Genomic DNA, 18,088 nt, shown 5'->3' with positions numbered 1-18,088 from the left:
AAGTTAAATTTGAATTGAACAAACAAACTAATTAAGATGATTACTAAATTAAAATCTGCTTTAACCGTTATTGTTGTTTTTTGTTTGATGTTGGCTTCGGCCTCTGCACAAACAGAAACGTTAAACGGTAAAGTAAATGATCAATCGGGTATGGCTATACCTGGTATTTCGGTTAAAATTAAAGGTAGCAACAGCGGAACTTCCACCAATAGCGAAGGAAGGTTTACGCTGAAAACATCGAATCCGGCCACCTTTATTTTTAGTGGTATTGGCTATCAAACTAAAGAGGTAGCCTACACAGGTCAAAATAATATTACTGTTGTTTTGATGGATGACCAAAAAGACCTGAACGAGATTGTGGTTACGGCCTTAGGCGTAAAACGTGAAAAACGAAATTTAACTTATAGTTCTCAGGAAGTTAAAGGCGACCAGCTTACGCAAACCAAAGAACCCAATTTGGTAAATGCTTTAGCAGGTAAAGTTTCGGGGGTGCAAATTACCAGTTCATCTGGTACACCTGGTAGCTCATCAAGAATTGTGATTCGGGGTGCCAATTCGCTTTATGGAAATAATGAAGCTTTAATGGTTGTTGATGGTATTCCGGTAAATAATGATGAAACCGGTAACTTAAATTCTGGGCCTGGTACCAATCGTATTGCCGATTTAGATCCGAATATTATTGAAAGCATTAACGTTTTAAAAGGTGGTGCAGCAACCGCATTATATGGTTCTGATGGTGCAAAAGGTGTAATTATCATCACCACAAAAGCCGGCGCATTAAATAAAAAACCAAGCATAAATTTAACCTCTTCCTTTTCTTTTGAAAATCCGCTGATTCCTGAAATTCAAAATAAATATTCTTTGGGCTCTAACGGGGTATATTTTGATGGTGAAACCAGAAAAACAAGTACTTCGTGGGGCGCCAGAATGGATACCTTAAAAATTAACGGACAGCCTGCACAAGTTTATGATCAATCTGATTTGTTCTTTAAAACAGGTAAAACCTACACCAACTCGATTGCTTTAAACGGCGGCGGAACGTATAGTTCTTATTATTTATCGTACACAAACCTTACACAAGAGGGAACAGTTCCATCAACTTCATTTGATAGAAATACCGTTTTTGGAAAATTTTCTACACAGGTTGTAAAAGATTTAAATATTACTTTCTCTTTAAATTATGCCAACACTAAAAATAACAGGCAACCAGAAGGTTATGCTTTAGAGAGCCCGGTATGGACTATCTTTTCTGCACCGGTGTCTTATGATTTGCGTCCATCTACCAACCCTGATGGCACTCAGCGCCTTTATCGTTTCTCGAGAAATAATCCATATTGGGTTTTGGATAACATCAAAAACACTTCGATTGTGAACCGATTTTTACCAACTTTTAATGCGGAATACAAGGTATTGCCTTGGCTAACAGTTATAGAGCGTTTTGGTGCTGATGTTTATGTAGAACAAGGTAAGTATATAGAATCTTTAGGTTCTGTTTCTAACCCAAACGGTAGAATTGTTAATAATAATACCAACTTCAGACAGTACAATAATGATTTAATTGTGAGTGCCTCTAAAACAGTTGGCGATTTTAATTTAGATGCTATTTTAGGAAATAACCTTATCTCTACCTACAGTCAAAATTCTTATGCAAATGGTTTGGGGATTACCGTTCCCGATTTCAATAATATCAGTAGTGCTTCTACAGTTAAATTTAGCGAAAATAGCTACCTCACCAGAAAGATAGGCTTCTACCTTCAATCTAATATCGATTATAAAAGGTTTATTATTTTATCCTTAACAGGAAGATACGATGGTACTTCGGTATTAGCCAAAGGGAATAGTTTTTATCCTTATGGTTCGGCTGCTACAAGTTTCATCTTTTCTAATTTCTTTTCTAAAGGATTATCTGATGTAATGAATTTCGGTAAATTAAGATTATCGTACAGTACAGTTGGAAATGCTAGTATTGGTCCATACAGTTTACTTACACCTTACGAATCGCAAACCATCAGAAATATTGCTTTTCCTTTTCAAGGGCAATCTGGTTTCTTAATTAGCGGTACATTAAGCGACCCAACTTTGAAAAATGAAAGAATTAATGAGTTTGAGGTAGGTTTAGAAACAGGTTTTTTCAAAAATCGTTTAAGCCTTGAAGTAACTTATTTCGATAAGAAAACTACAAGCGGCATTATTCCATTTGTTGCGCTGGCACCATCTACGGGTTATAACTCTACCAGCGTTAACTCTGCATCTATGCGCAATAGGGGTATAGAAGTATTATTAAATGCTAACCCGGTTAAAACAGAAAATTTTAACTGGGATTTAACATTCAACTTTAGCAGAATCAGAAACAAAGTATTATCCATTTACAAAGATTTAAATCAGGTAGGCAACGGTTTCACCTTTATCTTTTTAAATCAGCCGTATGGCGTTATTTATGGAACAAAATATGCCCGAAATGCTGAAGGAAAATTATTAATTGGTGATGATGGTTTGCCATTTCAGGCAGATGAGCAAGGGATTATTGGTAATATCAATCCAGATTTTATGGCTGGAATTGTCAATAATTTTAAGTACAAACAGTTTAGCTTCAGCTTTGCTTTTGATATGAAGAAAGGCGGCGACATTCAAAACAACGTAGATGGATATGGCTATTTTTACGGAACGCCAAAAGTTACTGAAGACCGCGATCCAAGAGTTGTAGAAGGGGTAAATGTAAATACAGGACAGCCGAATAACGTATCAGTTACCGGCCAGGCTTACTATCAGCGTGCCAATAGTGTTTTAGAATCTGTTATCCAGGATGGTACTTATGTAAAATTACGTAATGCAAGTATTGGTTATAGTTTTAAGCCAGATTGGATTAAAAAAACTGGTTTTAAAAACATATCACTAAATGTTACGGGTAGAAATTTATGGATCTATGCTCCACATTTTACCGGAGGCGACCCAGAGGTAAGTTCATTTGGTTCTTCAAATGGTTCACAGGGAATTTATTCTTTCTCTACACCAACTTCCAGATCCATCGATTTTACATTGAAGTTAACATTATAATCAATTATCAATTAGAAAGAAAAATTATGAAAAAGATATATTTTGTTATCGCAGTTTTATACATGGTATCACTTACCTCGTGTAAAAAATATATTGATGTAAATACAGATCCAAACAGGCCGATAGATGTAAAGGAATCTTTGATTTTGCCACCTGTTCAAATGCTGATATCTCAGAATATCAATGCTTCAGGAGACGCCAGCCTTAGTATTATTCTGCAACAATACCTTCAGGTTATTGCCTTAAATCAGGTTGCACCAAATCAGGGTACATACCTCATGTACAATGTAGATATGGATGGCGACTGGAACAATGTTTACGTTAGAACTTTAAATAATCTAATCTTATTAAACAAAAAAGCATCGGCAAATGGCAACACTAAATATGGCGCTATTGCTAAAATACTTACCGCTTATTGTTTGGGTTATGCTACAGATGCATGGGGCGATATTCCTTACAGCCAGGCTTTCAAAGGCACAGAAAATCCTACGCCGGTTTATGATACACAACAGCAAATTTATGCTCAAATACAGCAGTTATTGGATCAGGGTATTGAAGATGCCAATAAAAACGCTGGTTTAAGCCCTGGTGCTGATGATTTTATGTATGCTGGTGATATGGCTAAATGGAAAAAGCTGGCTTATACGCTAAAAGCGAGATATTACATGCATTTAAGCAAAGCGCCTGGTTCAACAGCTGCTGCGCAAGCTCAATTGGTGTTAACGGCATTAAATAATGGTATGCAAAGTAATGCAGATGATTGTAAAGTTGCTTTTAGTGGTGCTGCTGGTGCAGAAAACCCTTGGCAACAGAACTTTTTACCGGCCAGTACATTGGTGCTTGCCAATACATTTGTAGAAGGATTTAAAACGAGAAACGATCCACGTTTGAGCAAAATGATTGCTCCAGCTGTTCAAACCGGCTTATATACCGGACGCGAAATTGGTTTAGATGAAATTGGAAGTCTGCAATCTTACTCCATTCCTGCTTCTTTTTATGCCGGCGCAAATGCAAATAATTATTTGGTAAATTATACAGAAGCATTATTTTTAAAAGCAGAAGCTACAAATATTATTTCTGGAGCTGCAGCAGCACAACCCATTTATCAAGATGCTGTTAGAAAACACATGGAAAAACTTGGGGTAGCAACTGCAGAAGTTAATACCTATTTGACGGCTAGAGGAACTTTGAGTAGCTCTAATGCATTAAGATTAATTATGGAAGAGAAAGCAATTTCAAACTTTTTAAATGCAGAAAATTTTACCGATTGGCGTCGTACAGGCTTTCCGGTGATTACAAAAGTTAAAAATGCAATAAGTGAAATCCCGAGAAGGGTTTTGTATCCTAACTCTGAGATTACGGCTAACCCGCAACCTCAGCAGAGAGCCAAAACTACCGACCGCTTATGGTGGGATGCTAATTAATTTTAAAAATTAAATGTAAAAGCTTTTATATAATCCTTCAGAGTATTATGATTCGTTTAATCCTTTTTTCCTGTCTTGCCCTTTTGAATATCAGTTTATATGCTCAAGAAACGAATAAATATACATTGGCAGATACATTAAGAGGCAGTTTAGCGCCTGAACGTACCTGGTGGGATGTTCAGCGCTATGAACTGGCTTTTACACCCGATTTTAATGGTAAAAGCATAGCTGGTAATAACGAAATTGTTTATAAAGTTGTAAAAGAAAATGATGGTAAACTGCGTATGCAGATTGATTTGCAGGAACCGCTTTTAATCGACAGTATTTTATACAATAACAAAGTTAAGCTTCAATTTGAACATTCAGGCTCCGTGTGGTATGCAAGAGTTCCTGCACAAAAAACAGCAGCAATAAACCGGGTAAAAATTTATTACCACGGCTTGGTACATCAGGCTAAACGGGCGCCATGGGATGGTGGCTTTATTTTTACAACCGATTCGCTTTCCAGGCCTTGGATGACGGTTGCTTGCCAGGGATTGGGTGCTTCAGTTTGGTATCCCAATAAAGATCATCAAAGTGATGAACCGGATTTAGGCGCATCTTTAACAATGACCATACCCGATACACTTGTTGGTATTGGTAATGGAAGATTGGTTTTTAAAAAGGACAACAACAACGGTACGGTAACCTACAAGTATAATGTGGTTAATCCGATTAGTAATTACTGCCTTATTCCTTACATTGGTAAATATGTCAACTTTAAAGAAACTTATTCGGGCGAAAAAGGCAAGCTTGATTTGAATTATTGGGTGCTGGATTATAACCTTAAGAAAGCAAAAACCTATATGCCAGATCAGGTACACAAAATGTTAAAAAGCTTTGAGTATTGGTTTGGGCCTTATCCATTTTACGAAGATGGATACCAGTTAATCGACGCATCGCATACCGGTATGGAACATCAATCAGCGGTATCTTACGGAAATAAATACAAATTTGGCTATTTAGGGCGAGATGTTTCTGGCAACGGTTGGGGACTAAAATATGATTTTATCATTATACATGAGAGTGGGCACGAATGGTTTGGAAATAATATTACAACCAAAGATTTGGCCGACATGTGGGTACACGAAGGCTTTACCAATTACAGCGAAACCTTATTTATTGATTATAATTTTGGTATCCAGGCTGGGAATGAGTACAACTACGGAATAAGAAAAGGGATTAGAAATGATAAACCGATTATTCCAGTTTATGGCGTAAATGCCCAAGGCAGTGGAGATATGTATCCAAAAGGTGGAAATATGCTGCATGCCATCAGGCATAGCCTTAATAACGATGATTTGTTCAGGTCTATCCTGCGGGGATTAAATAAAAATTTTTATCATAAAACTGTTACCAGCGCACAGGTAGAGTTATACATTTCCAAGCTTGCAGGCTATTCTTATGCTAAAGTTTTTGACCAGTATTTAAGAACCACTCAAATTCCTGTTTTTGAGTATTCTATTAAAAATGGTGTGGTTAAATATCGTTACACCAACTGTGTAGAAGGGTTTAATTTACCTCTGGTACTTAAAAAAGATGGCGTTCAACCCTTAAAAATTATACCGGGCAAAAATTGGAAACAAACTAAACTTGGTTTAAAGCAATCGGCTTTATTTGAAAAATCAGCAATCGAATTTATGTATTATCTGCAGGCAAAAGCACAATAAAAACCTACAAACTTAAAAAGGTATATTTACAGTTGGTATCGGTTAAAATAAAATAATTGTGCGCTGTGCCTATAGCATAACTTTGAAACAATCTTGAGATAGATGAGAAACATCTTTAACAAATCGGGATCAAAAAATCAATCAAAAAGAAAATTATTATTAATAAAAGAATTAAAAAATGGCAATAAATTGGACAGGGGTTTTTCCGGCGGTAACAACCAAATTTACAGCAAACGATGAATTAGATTTTGCAGCATTTGATTTAAATATCGAAGCGCAACTGGAAGCAGGTGCTAAGGGGATTATCCTGGGTGGTTCTCTTGGAGAGGCTAGCGTATTAACGGATGAGGAGAAATTTGGCCTGCTATCACATACTTTAGAAGTTGTAAATGGTCGCGTGCCGGTGTTATTAAACATTGCAGAGTCAACTACTAAAAAAGCAATCGAGGCTGCTAAAAAGGCAGAATCTCTTGGGGCGCAAGGTTTAATGTTATTGCCGCCAATGCGCTATTATGCATCGGCAGATGAAACTTTAGCTTTCTTTGGTGCCATTGCAGAATCAACAGATTTACCAATTATGATTTACAATAATCCGGTAGATTACAAAATTGAGGTTACTTTAGATATGTTTGAAGCATTAGCGAAATATCCAAACGTTCAGGCGATAAAAGAATCTACCAGAGATGTTTCAAACGTAACACGATTGATAAACAGATTTGGTGATCGATTTAAGATATTTACAGGCGTAGATCCGCTTGCAATGGAAAGTATTGTAATGGGTGCACATGGATGGGTTGCAGGTTTGGTAGATGCTTTTCCAAGAGAAACGGTAGCTATTTTCAATCTGATAAAAGAAAACCGAATCAGCGAAGCGTTAACAATTTATCGTTGGTTTTTACCTGTATTAGAGTTAGATATTCACCCAAAATTAGTTCAGTACATTAAATTAGCCGAGGTTGCAACAGGTTTAGGCACCGAAGCGGTAAGAGCACCCCGCTTAGCACTTGTAGGCGAAGAAAGAACTAAAGTATTGAAAATTATCAATGATGCCTTAGCTGTTCGTCCGGAACTTCCTGCTGGCAGCTGGGGTAAATAAAACTAAATATGATTGGAAAAAATATTGTTGCGAGCGCATACAAAGATAGTCACGAAACTCCGCTCCAAGCGATAAATCCTGCAACAGGCTTATCGCTTGAGGGCGATTTTTTTAAGGCAAACCAAACAGATGTTGAAGATGCTTTAGTAGCCGCTACAGCCGCATTTGAAACTTTTAGAAACATCCATAAGGATAAAAAGGCAGCTTTTTTAAATGCTATTGCTGATGAAATTTCTGCTATTGCTGAGGTTTTAGTGCCTCGTGCATCTGCAGAAAGTGGTTTGCCAATTGCCAGATTGCAAGGCGAACTGGGCAGAACAACCGGTCAGTTAAAACTTTTTGCCAACTTAGTTGCAGAAGGTTCCTGGGTTGATGCGGTGATTGATACCGCCATGCCCGAAAGGCAACCTTTGCCTCGCCCGGATATTCGTAAAATGCTTGTGCCTATTGGTCCGGTTGTTGTTTTTGGCGCCAGTAATTTTCCATTAGCGTTTTCTGTAGCTGGTGGCGATACGGCTTCAGCCTTAGCGTCTGGTTGCCCTGTAATTGTAAAAGCTCATCCTGCTCATTACGGCACTAGCGCACTTGTTGGTGCAGCCATTATTAAAGCCATAGAGAAAACAGGCATGCCAAAAGGATTATTCTCACTGCTTTTTGATGATGGTTATGCTATTGGTTCTGCGCTTGTATTGCATCCTTTAACTAAGGCCGTAACTTTTACTGGCTCTTACAATGGAGGCATGGCATTGGTTAAATTGGCTCAGGAACGTAAAGAACCTATCCCGCTCTTCGCTGAAATGGGTAGTATAAATCCAATTGTTTTATTACCGGAGGCGATAAATACACAAGCTGAAGAATTGGCGAAGAAATATGCTGCATCTATTACTTTAGGTGCTGGTCAGTTTTGTACTAATCCAGGTTTAATGCTGGCCATATCATCGCCAGAATTAGAAAATTTTAAGCAGCTATTGGCTGCAGAAATATCTAAAGTTCCTTCTGCTACCATGTTAACTCCTGGTATTGCTAACAATTACATTAAACTTTCAACAGCAGTGCATGCAGAAGATGGCGTCGAACTTCTTTCTGCATCAACGGTAAAAAATGCAGAATTGCAAAACCAGTCTGAAGCGAAAGTAGCACAAGTATCTGCCGCGAAGTTTATCGAAAATCCAAAGCTCCACGAAGAAATTTTTGGCCCTTACTCGCTCTTGGTTGTAGCAAATAATGTTGCAGAGCTAGAACAGGTTATTGCGGTATTAAATGGACAATTAACAGTTACCATCATGGCGGCGGCTGATGAAATTCGCCAATACCAATCACTTATTCATCTGTTAACAAATAAAACCGGGCGTATTATTTTAAACGGTGTGCCAACAGGTGTAGAGGTTTGTGCTGCTATGCAACACGGTGGGCCATTTCCTGCCACCAACGACAGTAGGTTTACTTCGGTAGGTTCATCCGCAATTCATCGTTTTGTGCGGCCGCTTGCTTACCAGGATTGGCAACAGGAATTTCTGCCAGAAGAATTGAAAGACAGTAATCCCCTTGGGATATTTAGAATGGTAAACCAGCAATTAACAAAGTAATATGAATAAAACCTTCTTTTGTGTAGATGCGCATACATGCGGTAACCCGGTAAGATTAGTGGCCGGCGGTGGGCCACAATTATTAGGGGCTAATATGAGTGAAAAGCGTCAGCACTTTTTAAAGGAATATGATTGGATTAGAACTGGTTTAATGTTCGAGCCGCGTGGTCACGATATGATGTCAGGAAGTATTTTGTATCCACCACACGATCCGGCAAATGATGTTGCTGTTCTGTTTATCGAAACCAGCGGTTGTTTGCCCATGTGTGGTCATGGCACCATTGGTACCATCACTATTGCCGTAGAAGAAGGCTTAATTCAACCAAAGGTTCCGGGTGTAATTCGTATGGAAGCGCCTGCAGGACTTGTAGAAATTTCTTACAAGCAGGAAGGAAAAAAAGTAAAATCTGTAAAGCTAAAAAATGTGGCTTCTTATCTTGCTGCTGAGGGATTGGAAATTGACTGCCCTGATTTAGGAACATTAACTTTTGATGTAGCTTATGGTGGAAATTTCTATGCGATTATTGATCCGCAAAGCAATTTCCCCGGTTTGGAAAATTATACTGCATCTCAATTAATAACCTGGAGCCAAACCATACGTAAGCGTATCAATGAGCAATATACTTTTGTTCACCCGCAAGACGAAACGATTAATGGCTGTAGCCATGTTTTATGGACTGGTAAAACTTTAGACCCGAACTCTACCGCTAGAAATGCAGTTTTTTATGGTGATAAAGCCATTGACAGGTCGCCTTGTGGTACCGGAACATCTGCCCGTATGGCACAATGGTATGCAAAAGGTAAGCTTAAAGTTGGTGAAGATTTTATACATGAAAGTTTTATCGGGAGCAAATTTACGGGTAAAGTAGAAGCTGAAGTTGAATTAAATGGTTTTAAGGCTATTATTCCAAGTGTAGAGGGATGGGCAAAGGTTTATGGATATAACACGATTAAAATAGATACGGAAGATGATCCTTATGCTTATGGATTTCAGGTCATCTAATCAGATCTTAAAATAAAGAAATAAATGTCGAAAGTAGTGATAATAGGAGGAGGAATTGTTGGACTAAGTTCGGCATACTATCTCCAGAAGAAAGGATTTAAGGTTACAGTTTTAGATAAGGGAGATATTACTGATAATTGCTCATTTGGAAATGCCGGAATGATTGTACCCAGTCACTTTATTCCTTTGGCGGCTCCCGGTATGATCAGTCAGGGTATCCGCTGGATGTTCAATAGTAAAAGTCCGTTTTATGTACGTCCATCGCTAAACCCAAATCTTATCGGCTGGGGATTAAAGTTTATGAAACATGCCAATGAAAAGCATTTGGCTTATTCGGCAGAACCTTTGAGAGATTTATCACTATTGAGCAAGAAACTATATGAGGATTTATCAAATGAGCCCGGTTTTGATTTCGAATTAAAAAATAACGGAATTTTAGCTTTCTATAAAACTGAAAAAGCAGCAGAAGAGGAGGCGCATTTAGCTGATAAGGCAAAAACACTTGGTTTGGATATGGCTATTCTATCTGCAGCAGAATGTAAAGCATTACAACCAGATTTAAACTTGGATGTGTTAGGTGCGGTGCATTATCGCTGCGATGCACATCTTTATCCCGGAAAGTTAATGAATGGGTTGTTGCAATACCTTAAAGCTAATGGTGTAGATATTGTATACGGAAAAGAAGTTGATAAGATTGAAACCGAAGGCGATAAAATTACAAAGGTTTTTGCAGGCAATAACGAATGGGCTGCTGATCAGTTTGTGTTAGCAACAGGCTCTTGGTCGCCGGCTGTGGCTAAAATGGCCGACTTAAAAATTTCGCTTATGCCCGGCAAAGGTTATTCTTTTATGGAAAATGAGCCGCTAAACCGGATGACTATTCCAGCTTTACTGTGTGAGGCAAGAGTGGCTATTACCCCAATGAATGGAAAGATTCGTTATGGGGGTACAATGGAATTGGATAAGATTAACGAAAGGATAAATATGCAGCGTGTTAAGGGAATTGTAGAATCTATACCCAAATATTTTCCTGATTTAAAACCTGCTATCCCCGAAGCGAAAAATATTTGGTATGGTTTCAGGCCATCTTCTCCTGATGGTTTACCTTACATTGGTCGCAGTGAAAAAAGAAAGAATTTGATAATCGCTACCGGACATGGTATGATGGGCTTAAGCTTGGGTCCGGCAACCGGTTTATTGGTTAGTCAAATTGCTGCGGAGGAAAAAACTGAGATGAATACGCTCGCTTTCCAGGCAGAGCGGAATTAAATGCCGCGAAAACTATTAGTGTAGTAAATATTTCTTAAATAATATTCCTGTCTCTATTATATAAACCCGTAATCTTAATTGATTTGCGGGTTTTTTTGCTATTTAAATTGTTTTGGACATTTTTTTTAATTGTTTTGAGAGTTTTTTTGTCGCAAGTTTCTGTAAATAACTTATTTTTCTGTCATTTAGCTCCATCAAGGTTATATCCACGGTGCATCAAAGCAAAAAGCCGCATTTTTCTTTAAAGAATTACCCTTGTTTAATGGGCAGCTAAAACTGAATATTGTCGAATACCAGCAGGATTTTAACCGTATTTGTGTTTTATTGTGTTTTTTGAGTTAATATCCTTATTTTCAGTCTGTGGATCAACTAACCACCAAACAAGATGAAAGTATTACCATTTACAATGCTTGTCCCAGATGACAAGAGTGTGATTTCGGAGCATATTCAGCTCCCGCATTTTTATCAATACCTTCACAGGCATGATGAATGGCAGATTACCTACATCGAAAAAGGTGAGGGAACGCTTATTGCAGGTAATGATATGCACAGTTTCAGAGCGGGAGATGTATTTGTAATTGGTGCTAAATTGCCTCATTTGTTTAAAAGCAATCCTGAATATTTTGCCGGTCAGGAAAAGTCTGTTTCAGCATGCTCTATTTATTTTAATCCTTCCGGAATTCTGGCTTGCTTATTTGCACTGCCAGAAATGAAATTAGCCAGCACTTATCTATCAAAAAATAAACACGGATTTAAAATTGCAGCCGGCTATACTCGTCAAATTTCAGCGAAGATGTTTGATGTTCACGAATCTTCAGGTCAGGATACACTTTTTGCATTCTTAAGTTTACTTACCGGTTTACAACAGCTGGGTGATAATATAGAGCCACTTTGCTCGGATTTATATTCTTCTAATTTTTCTGAGAATGAAGGTATGCGCTTAAGTAAAATCATCAGTTTCATTACCGAAAATTACAATAATCACATTACACTTGAGGATGTTGCAAATGCAGCATTTATGACACCTCAGGCATTTTGCAGATACTTTAAAAAGCATACAGGGCATACCTTCGTAACTTTTTTAAACGAAGTAAGAATTAACGATGCTTGCAAAAGTCTTCTTTCCGGTGATAAGGCCGATTGTATATCAGGCGTAGCCTATAAAGTAGGGTTTAACAGTATTACTAATTTCAATCGTGTTTTTAAAAGCATTATTGGCCAATCACCAAGAGCATATATTGATACCTACAATAGTGTAAGCAGGGTAACTTATGTAAGTGCATAGAATTTAAATAACAATAAATTTCACCTTAAAATGCCGAAGCTATCTTATTGATGGAGGCATTTGCTATTCCTTTTTTTTCACAATCATGTTAAAAAAAAATATAAAAAATACCCTGTTTGCATGCTGCATTTTGCTTGTTTCGGTTCAGGTAAAAGCCCAAACATCTAACTCAGAACTTTTTGAGCAAACCAGTGAAATGGGCACTATGATTCGGGGATATCAAAGCGATATTGATGCATTAAATGATTATTATAATCCATATTCGCAGGGTGGCTACTATAATTGGCCAATCCGTTCTTTTAACAGTCCCGATCAACGCAAACGCCTTACCGAGATTAATAACGACTACCTGAAAAAACTCAGTGCAGCAAAATTTGAATCATTTAGTATTCATGGAAAAGTTGATTACGTTTTGCTAAAGCGTGAAATTGAAAGTGCGCTTTTTAAACTTAATGCAGAGCAAAAAGATTATAAATCCGTAATAAAATATTTCCCTTTTGCCGATACGATTTATGGGCTTGAAAAGCTGAGAAAACGTGGCGTTTATCTGGAAGGCTCGGTTTTGGCTGCTCAGATTAATATACTTGCCAAGCAAATTGATACAGCTTGCATCTCTATAAAAAAAGCGAGCTTAAACTCAAGCGATTTAAAAACCGCAGCTGATGTTGCTACTGGTTTGAAATCACGGCTAACAAGTTTTTATCAGTTTTATAATAATTACGAGCCGGGTTTTAGCTGGTGGGTGCCTAAACCTTATCACGAGGCTGATTCTGCTTTAACGAAATATGCGGCGGTATTTACAAATAGCCTGGATTCGATTGCCAATTTAAAGGTTGATAAATTAAATATTAAAGGCACGCCAATTGGCCGGGCAGAATTAATCAGGCAGTTAAAGGAAGAATTTATTCCATACACACCAGAACAACTTATAGAGCTTGCCGAGAAAGAATTTGCCTACTGCGATGAAGAACTTTTAAAAGCTTCTGCAGCAATGGGTTTTGGTAAAAACTGGAAAGCTGCACAAGAGAAAATCAAAAATAGCTATGTGCCCTTAGGCAGGCAGGCAGAATTGATTGTGAAGTTGCAGGATGATGCCCTGCGCTTTATTAAGGCTAATGATTTAATCGATATTCCGCCACTTGCCGAAGAGACCTGGGGAATGGTTATGATGTCGGAAGAAAGGCAATTGGTTAATCCATTTTTTACAGGCGGCAGAGAAATTAGTATCAGTTATCCAACGGCTAGTATGCAAGAGGATGATAAACTAATGAGTATGCGAGGCAATAATCCTTATTTCTCCCGCGGAACCGTTCAGCATGAACTATTGCCTGGTCATCATTACCAATATTACATGAATAGCCGTTATAAAGGTTATCGCGATATGTTTAAAACGCCTTTTAGTGTAGAAGGCTGGCCACTGTATTGGGAGCTTTTGCTGTACGAAAAAGGCTTTGCCAAAACACCTGAAGAAAAAATGGGCATGCTTTTTTGGAGAATGCATCGTTGTGCCCGCATTTTATTTTCACTCAACTTCCACCTCGGGAAATGGAATCCGAAGCAATGTGTAGATTTTTTGGTAGATAGAGTTGGCCATGAAAAGGCAAATGCAGAAGGCGAAGTTAGGCGTTCTTTTAAAGGAGATTACAGTCCATTATACCAAGTGGCCTATCTTACAGGCGGTTTGCAACTATATGCTTTAAAAAAGGAGTTGGTAGATGGTAGAAAAATGTCTTTCAAAGAATTTCATGATAAAATTATTAAGCAAAACCTCATCCCGATCGAACTAATTAGAGCAACGCTGATTAATCAACCCATAACCAGAGATTTTACAACCAGCTGGAAATTTTACCAGCCTGCCCGCTAATTATTTTATTCTTTCTCAACTGAAAACTAAACCATCAATGAAACAAGAAACCACAGAATTTAAGCCTACCTTAAAATTAATGGATGCCACCATGCTGGTTGCAGGTAGTATGATTGGCTCAGGAATTTTTATTGTAAGTGCCGATATTACCCGAAATGTAGGCAGTTCGGGATGGTTATTGGTGGTTTGGTTAATTACCGGCTTTATGACATTAACGGCCGCATTAAGTTACGGGGAACTGAGCGCTATGTTTCCAAAAGCCGGCGGACAATACATTTATTTGAAAGAGGCCTACAATCCTTTAGTAAGCTTTCTGTATGGCTGGAGCTTTTTTACAGTGATACAAACCGCTACCATTGCAGCGGTGGGTGTGGCTTTTGCGAAGTTTACCGCCTACCTCTTGCCCGCACTAAGCGAAGATTTAGTTGCAGTAGATTTAGGATTTCTCACCATATCACCGGCGCAGCTGCTTGCCATAGGCGTAATTGTATTGCTTACCTACGTAAATAGCAGGGGCGTAAGCGCAGGTAAAACCATACAAACCACTTTTACCGTAGCTAAGTTATTAAGCTTGTTTGGGTTAATTGTTTTTGGTTTGTTTTTTCTTGATCAGGATATATGGAAAGCCAACTGGAATAATATGTGGACGCTCGGTTCGCTTTCGGCAGATGGAAACATTACAACCTATACCACATTTGCAGCATTTGGCGCAATTGCGGCTGCGATGGTAGGCTCTATTTTTAGCAGTGATTCATGGCACAATGTAACTTTTATTGCCGGAGAAATCAAAAATCCGGCTCGTAATATCGGCTTGAGTTTAGCCCTTGGCACCATCATCGTTACCGTACTCTATATTCTTACTAACGTGATGTACACGGGTGTACTAAGCCTGCATGATATAGCTTATGCAGATAAAGATCGTGTAGCAGTTGCAGCAGCAAATGGCATTTTTGGCACCGTTGGTACCATTACTATTGCAGTGATGATCATGGTATCTACCTTCGGATGCAATAACGGATTAAATATGGCCGGAGCCAGAGTATATTATTCTATGGGTAAAGATGGACTGTTCTTTAAAAAAGTAACCGAACTTAATAAAAATGCTGTGCCAGGGTTTGGTTTATGGATTCAGTGCATTTTTGCTAGTCTTTGGTGCTTAAGTGGTAAATATGGAGACTTGCTGGATATGATCTCTTTTGTTGTGGTTGGTTTTTACATGTTAACCATATTCGGGATTTTCATTCTCCGCAAAAAAAGACCAAACGCAGAACGACCATACAAGGCATTTGGTTATCCGGTATTACCCATTATTTACATACTTATGGGTTTATCTTTCTGCATTTTACTTATCATATTTAAGCCAAAATTTACATGGCCGGGTCTCATTATCACTTTAGCTGGTATTCCAGTTTATTATTTAATCAGGCGATTTAATCCTGATAAGTAAAATCAGCAGGTTAAGGCATTGATATTATCCTCTTTTATATTCACAGCTTAATACAGCTACAATGAAATTTAAACTCCGGTTTCAAAAATTGATTACCATAACGCTTCTACATTTTTGCTGTGCAACTGTTTATGCCCAGTTGCAGTATGCACCCACAGCTAAAGATATTGCCGAGGCTTACAGCAGAGCCAATAAATTGGATACGCTTTTGCGCAACATTCCTACTAATAACGAAATTGTTCCGGTGTGGTTAAAAAATGGGACGGCTTTTTGGTACAAGAAAAATCTGCCTAACAAAAACTGGGAATATTTTTATGTTGATGCGGAGACCGGAAAAAGAACATCGGCTTTTGATGCCGAAAGGTTAGCCCAAAATATCGAAAAAACTACCGAAAGAAAAACATCCGCTTTGCGTTTACCTGATTTATATTTTGCGGATGCAAACCAATTAAAACTTAAAATAAAAAACCAATGGTATGTAATCAATTTAACCGATTACAGTGTAAACACTACTGCCGATTCGACTGTATTTCGCTATAATGCTAAAACCCCACTGCAGCAAAAGCATTCTCGCTGGGAGTGGAATCCATCAATAAGTAAATCGCCAGATGGCAAAAACGAAATCGAAATTCGCGGCGGTAATGTGGTGCTTATTAATTTAGCTTCAAAACAAGAAACCGTTTTAAGTACCGATGGAACAGCAGATAAACCTTTTGGTAATTTTGAATGGTCGCCTGATGGAAAATCAATCATCGCTTACAAAATCAATCCGAAGGAAACTAAAAAAGTATACTATGTATTAAGCTCTGTACCAGGAACCACACGAGGAGAATTAAAATCCAGAGAATATGCACAGCCCGGAGATGATTTTACATCGTACCAGCCTTATGTTTTTAATGTTGCCAGCAAAAAAGCAACAAAAGTTGATGTGGAACCAATCGATTTTTTCGGTCCGCAGCCGTTACATTGGCGCAATAACAGCAACCGCTATTACACTTATGAAAAGGCCGACCGCGGCCACCAGCGTTTTCGGGTAATTGAGGTTGATGTAGAAACCGGAAAAACCAGAAACATCATTGACGAAAAAACCAAAACATTTATTTACGAAAGCAGAATTTACACGCGTTACTTGCCTAAAACTAATGAAATCATCTGGACAAGCGAACAAGATGGTTGGCGTCATTTGTATTTGGTAAACGGGATAACAGGCAAACAACAACTTATTACTAAAGGCAATTGGGTTGTGCGTGATATTGACAGCGTTGATGTAGTGAAAAGGCAGGTTTGGTTCCGAGCAAGTGGAATAAATGCTGATGAAGACCCATATTTTATCCATTATTATAGAATTGGTTTTGATGGGAAAGGTTTGATAAACTTAACGCCCGAGAAAGGCAACCACAGCCTTACTTTTTCTCCAGATAGAAAATATTATGTTGATACTTATTCGCAGGTAAACATTGCACCGATAAGCAAATTAAAGTTAACCATTAATGGGAAACAAATACAAGAACTGGAGCATGGCGAATTAGCACCTTTTCTAAAAACCGGCGTTAAGTTGCCCGAAGTTTTTGTGGCAAAAGGCAGAGATGCTAAAACGGATATTTGGGGCGTAATTTGTTTTCCATCAAATATAGACCCGGCAAAGAAATATCCCATTATAGAAAATATTTATGCCGGACCACAAGATAGTTTTGTGCCCAAAAATTTTCTGCCCGCAAGCGAAATGCAAAGTATGGCAGAGCTGGGTTTTATTGTAGTGCAAATTGATGGCATGGGCACAGCCAATCGGTCAAAAGCTTTTCATGATGTTTGTTGGCACAATTTAGCCGATGCAGGTTTTGAAGACCGAATTTTGTGGATGAAGGCGATGGCTGCTAAATATCCTAATGCAGATATTAACAAAATTGGAGTTTACGGTACATCCGCTGGCGGACAAAACTCTACAGGCGCTTTACTGTTTCATCCCGAATTTTATAAAGCTGCAGTTTCTGCATGTGGTTGTCATGATAATCGAATTGATAAACAATGGTGGAATGAGCAATGGATGGGCTATCCGGTTGGGCCGCATTATGCCGAACAATCAAGCATTACCAATGCTTCAAAACTTCAGGGCGATTTATTTTTGATTGTCGGCGAAGCCGATGAGAATGTTCCGCCAGAATCTACTTATCGTTTAGCTGATGCCTTGATTAAATCAAACAAGGATTTTGATATTCTGAGCATTCCAGGTATGGGGCATAGCGATGGTGGCGTGTACGGCAGGCGACGCAAAAGAGACTTCTTTATCAAACACTTGCTAAATGCAGAAACACCAAAAGTAAATTTAGTGGCACCAGTAAAGTAATTTACAA

General features: G+C 38.4%; 11 protein-coding genes. All 11 read left to right on the top strand.

Translation table 11 applies throughout. The features are described from left to right. Positions 1-36 precede the first annotated feature (36 nt). The 11 genes from LUA86_RS18010 (at position 37) to LUA86_RS17960 (ending at position 18,081) form a co-directional block, all read left to right on the top strand. The gene (locus LUA86_RS18010) at positions 37-3,054 is read left to right on the top strand and encodes a SusC/RagA family TonB-linked outer membrane protein (protein ID WP_231465400.1); all 3,018 of its coding nucleotides are present in this window, start codon (positions 37-39) and stop codon (positions 3,052-3,054) included. A gap of 26 nt (positions 3,055-3,080) precedes the next feature. Further along, on the top strand, positions 3,081-4,478 hold the full coding sequence (locus LUA86_RS18005) for a SusD/RagB family nutrient-binding outer membrane lipoprotein (protein ID WP_231465398.1): 1,398 nt from the start codon (positions 3,081-3,083) through the stop codon (positions 4,476-4,478). Positions 4,479-4,561: 83 nt separating this feature from the next. Beyond that, complete coding sequence (locus LUA86_RS18000) at positions 4,562-6,187, top strand: M1 family metallopeptidase (protein ID WP_231465396.1); 1,626 nt, start codon at positions 4,562-4,564, stop codon at positions 6,185-6,187. Between the two features lie 178 nt (positions 6,188-6,365). After that, complete coding sequence (locus LUA86_RS17995; RefSeq protein ID WP_231465395.1) at positions 6,366-7,283, top strand: dihydrodipicolinate synthase family protein; 918 nt, start codon at positions 6,366-6,368, stop codon at positions 7,281-7,283. A gap of 8 nt (positions 7,284-7,291) precedes the next feature. Next, positions 7,292-8,869 carry an aldehyde dehydrogenase (NADP(+)) gene (locus tag LUA86_RS17990; protein WP_231465393.1) on the top strand — a complete coding sequence of 526 codons (1,578 nt, stop codon included), beginning with the start codon at positions 7,292-7,294 and terminating at the stop codon, positions 8,867-8,869. Position 8,870: 1 nt separating this feature from the next. Next, positions 8,871-9,872 (top strand): 4-hydroxyproline epimerase, encoded by a 1,002-nt coding sequence (locus LUA86_RS17985; protein WP_231465390.1) that lies wholly within the window; start codon positions 8,871-8,873, stop codon positions 9,870-9,872. A 24-nt stretch (positions 9,873-9,896) separates the two neighbouring features. After that, on the top strand, positions 9,897-11,141 hold the full coding sequence (locus tag LUA86_RS17980; protein ID WP_231465388.1) for an FAD-binding oxidoreductase: 1,245 nt from the start codon (positions 9,897-9,899) through the stop codon (positions 11,139-11,141). A gap of 385 nt (positions 11,142-11,526) precedes the next feature. Further along, positions 11,527-12,426, top strand: coding sequence for an AraC family transcriptional regulator (locus tag LUA86_RS17975; protein ID WP_231465386.1), 900 nt, complete (start codon positions 11,527-11,529; stop codon positions 12,424-12,426). Between the two features lie 85 nt (positions 12,427-12,511). After that, positions 12,512-14,290, top strand: coding sequence for a DUF885 family protein (locus LUA86_RS17970; RefSeq protein ID WP_231465384.1), 1,779 nt, complete (start codon positions 12,512-12,514; stop codon positions 14,288-14,290). A 37-nt stretch (positions 14,291-14,327) separates the two neighbouring features. After that, complete coding sequence (locus LUA86_RS17965) at positions 14,328-15,737, top strand: APC family permease (protein WP_231465382.1); 1,410 nt, start codon at positions 14,328-14,330, stop codon at positions 15,735-15,737. A 61-nt stretch (positions 15,738-15,798) separates the two neighbouring features. Further along, positions 15,799-18,081, top strand: coding sequence for a S9 family peptidase (locus LUA86_RS17960; RefSeq protein ID WP_231465380.1), 2,283 nt, complete (start codon positions 15,799-15,801; stop codon positions 18,079-18,081). The last annotated feature ends 7 nt before the right edge of the window (positions 18,082-18,088 follow it).

It is taken from the genome of Pedobacter sp. Leaf132, assembly GCF_920984695.1.
Classification (GTDB): domain Bacteria; phylum Bacteroidota; class Bacteroidia; order Sphingobacteriales; family Sphingobacteriaceae; genus Pedobacter.
Note: the sequence above shows the minus strand (reverse complement) of the source record. Positions and strands in the feature narration are given on the sequence as shown.

What these genes read in the sequence shown, in the direction of transcription:
- LUA86_RS18005 (WP_231465398.1), top strand. Translation starts at nt 3,081, where the DNA reads ATGAAAAAGATATATTTTGTTATCGCAGTTTTATACATGGTATCACTT.
- LUA86_RS17975 (WP_231465386.1), top strand. Translation starts at nt 11,527, where the DNA reads ATGAAAGTATTACCATTTACAATGCTTGTCCCAGATGACAAGAGTGTG.
- LUA86_RS17970 (WP_231465384.1), top strand. Translation starts at nt 12,512, where the DNA reads ATGTTAAAAAAAAATATAAAAAATACCCTGTTTGCATGCTGCATTTTG.
- LUA86_RS18010 (WP_231465400.1), top strand. Translation starts at nt 37, where the DNA reads ATGATTACTAAATTAAAATCTGCTTTAACCGTTATTGTTGTTTTTTGT.
- LUA86_RS17995 (WP_231465395.1), top strand. Translation starts at nt 6,366, where the DNA reads ATGGCAATAAATTGGACAGGGGTTTTTCCGGCGGTAACAACCAAATTT.
- LUA86_RS17985 (WP_231465390.1), top strand. Translation starts at nt 8,871, where the DNA reads ATGAATAAAACCTTCTTTTGTGTAGATGCGCATACATGCGGTAACCCG.
- LUA86_RS17965 (WP_231465382.1), top strand. Translation starts at nt 14,328, where the DNA reads ATGAAACAAGAAACCACAGAATTTAAGCCTACCTTAAAATTAATGGAT.
- LUA86_RS17990 (WP_231465393.1), top strand. Translation starts at nt 7,292, where the DNA reads ATGATTGGAAAAAATATTGTTGCGAGCGCATACAAAGATAGTCACGAA.
- LUA86_RS17960 (WP_231465380.1), top strand. Translation starts at nt 15,799, where the DNA reads ATGAAATTTAAACTCCGGTTTCAAAAATTGATTACCATAACGCTTCTA.
- LUA86_RS17980 (WP_231465388.1), top strand. Translation starts at nt 9,897, where the DNA reads ATGTCGAAAGTAGTGATAATAGGAGGAGGAATTGTTGGACTAAGTTCG.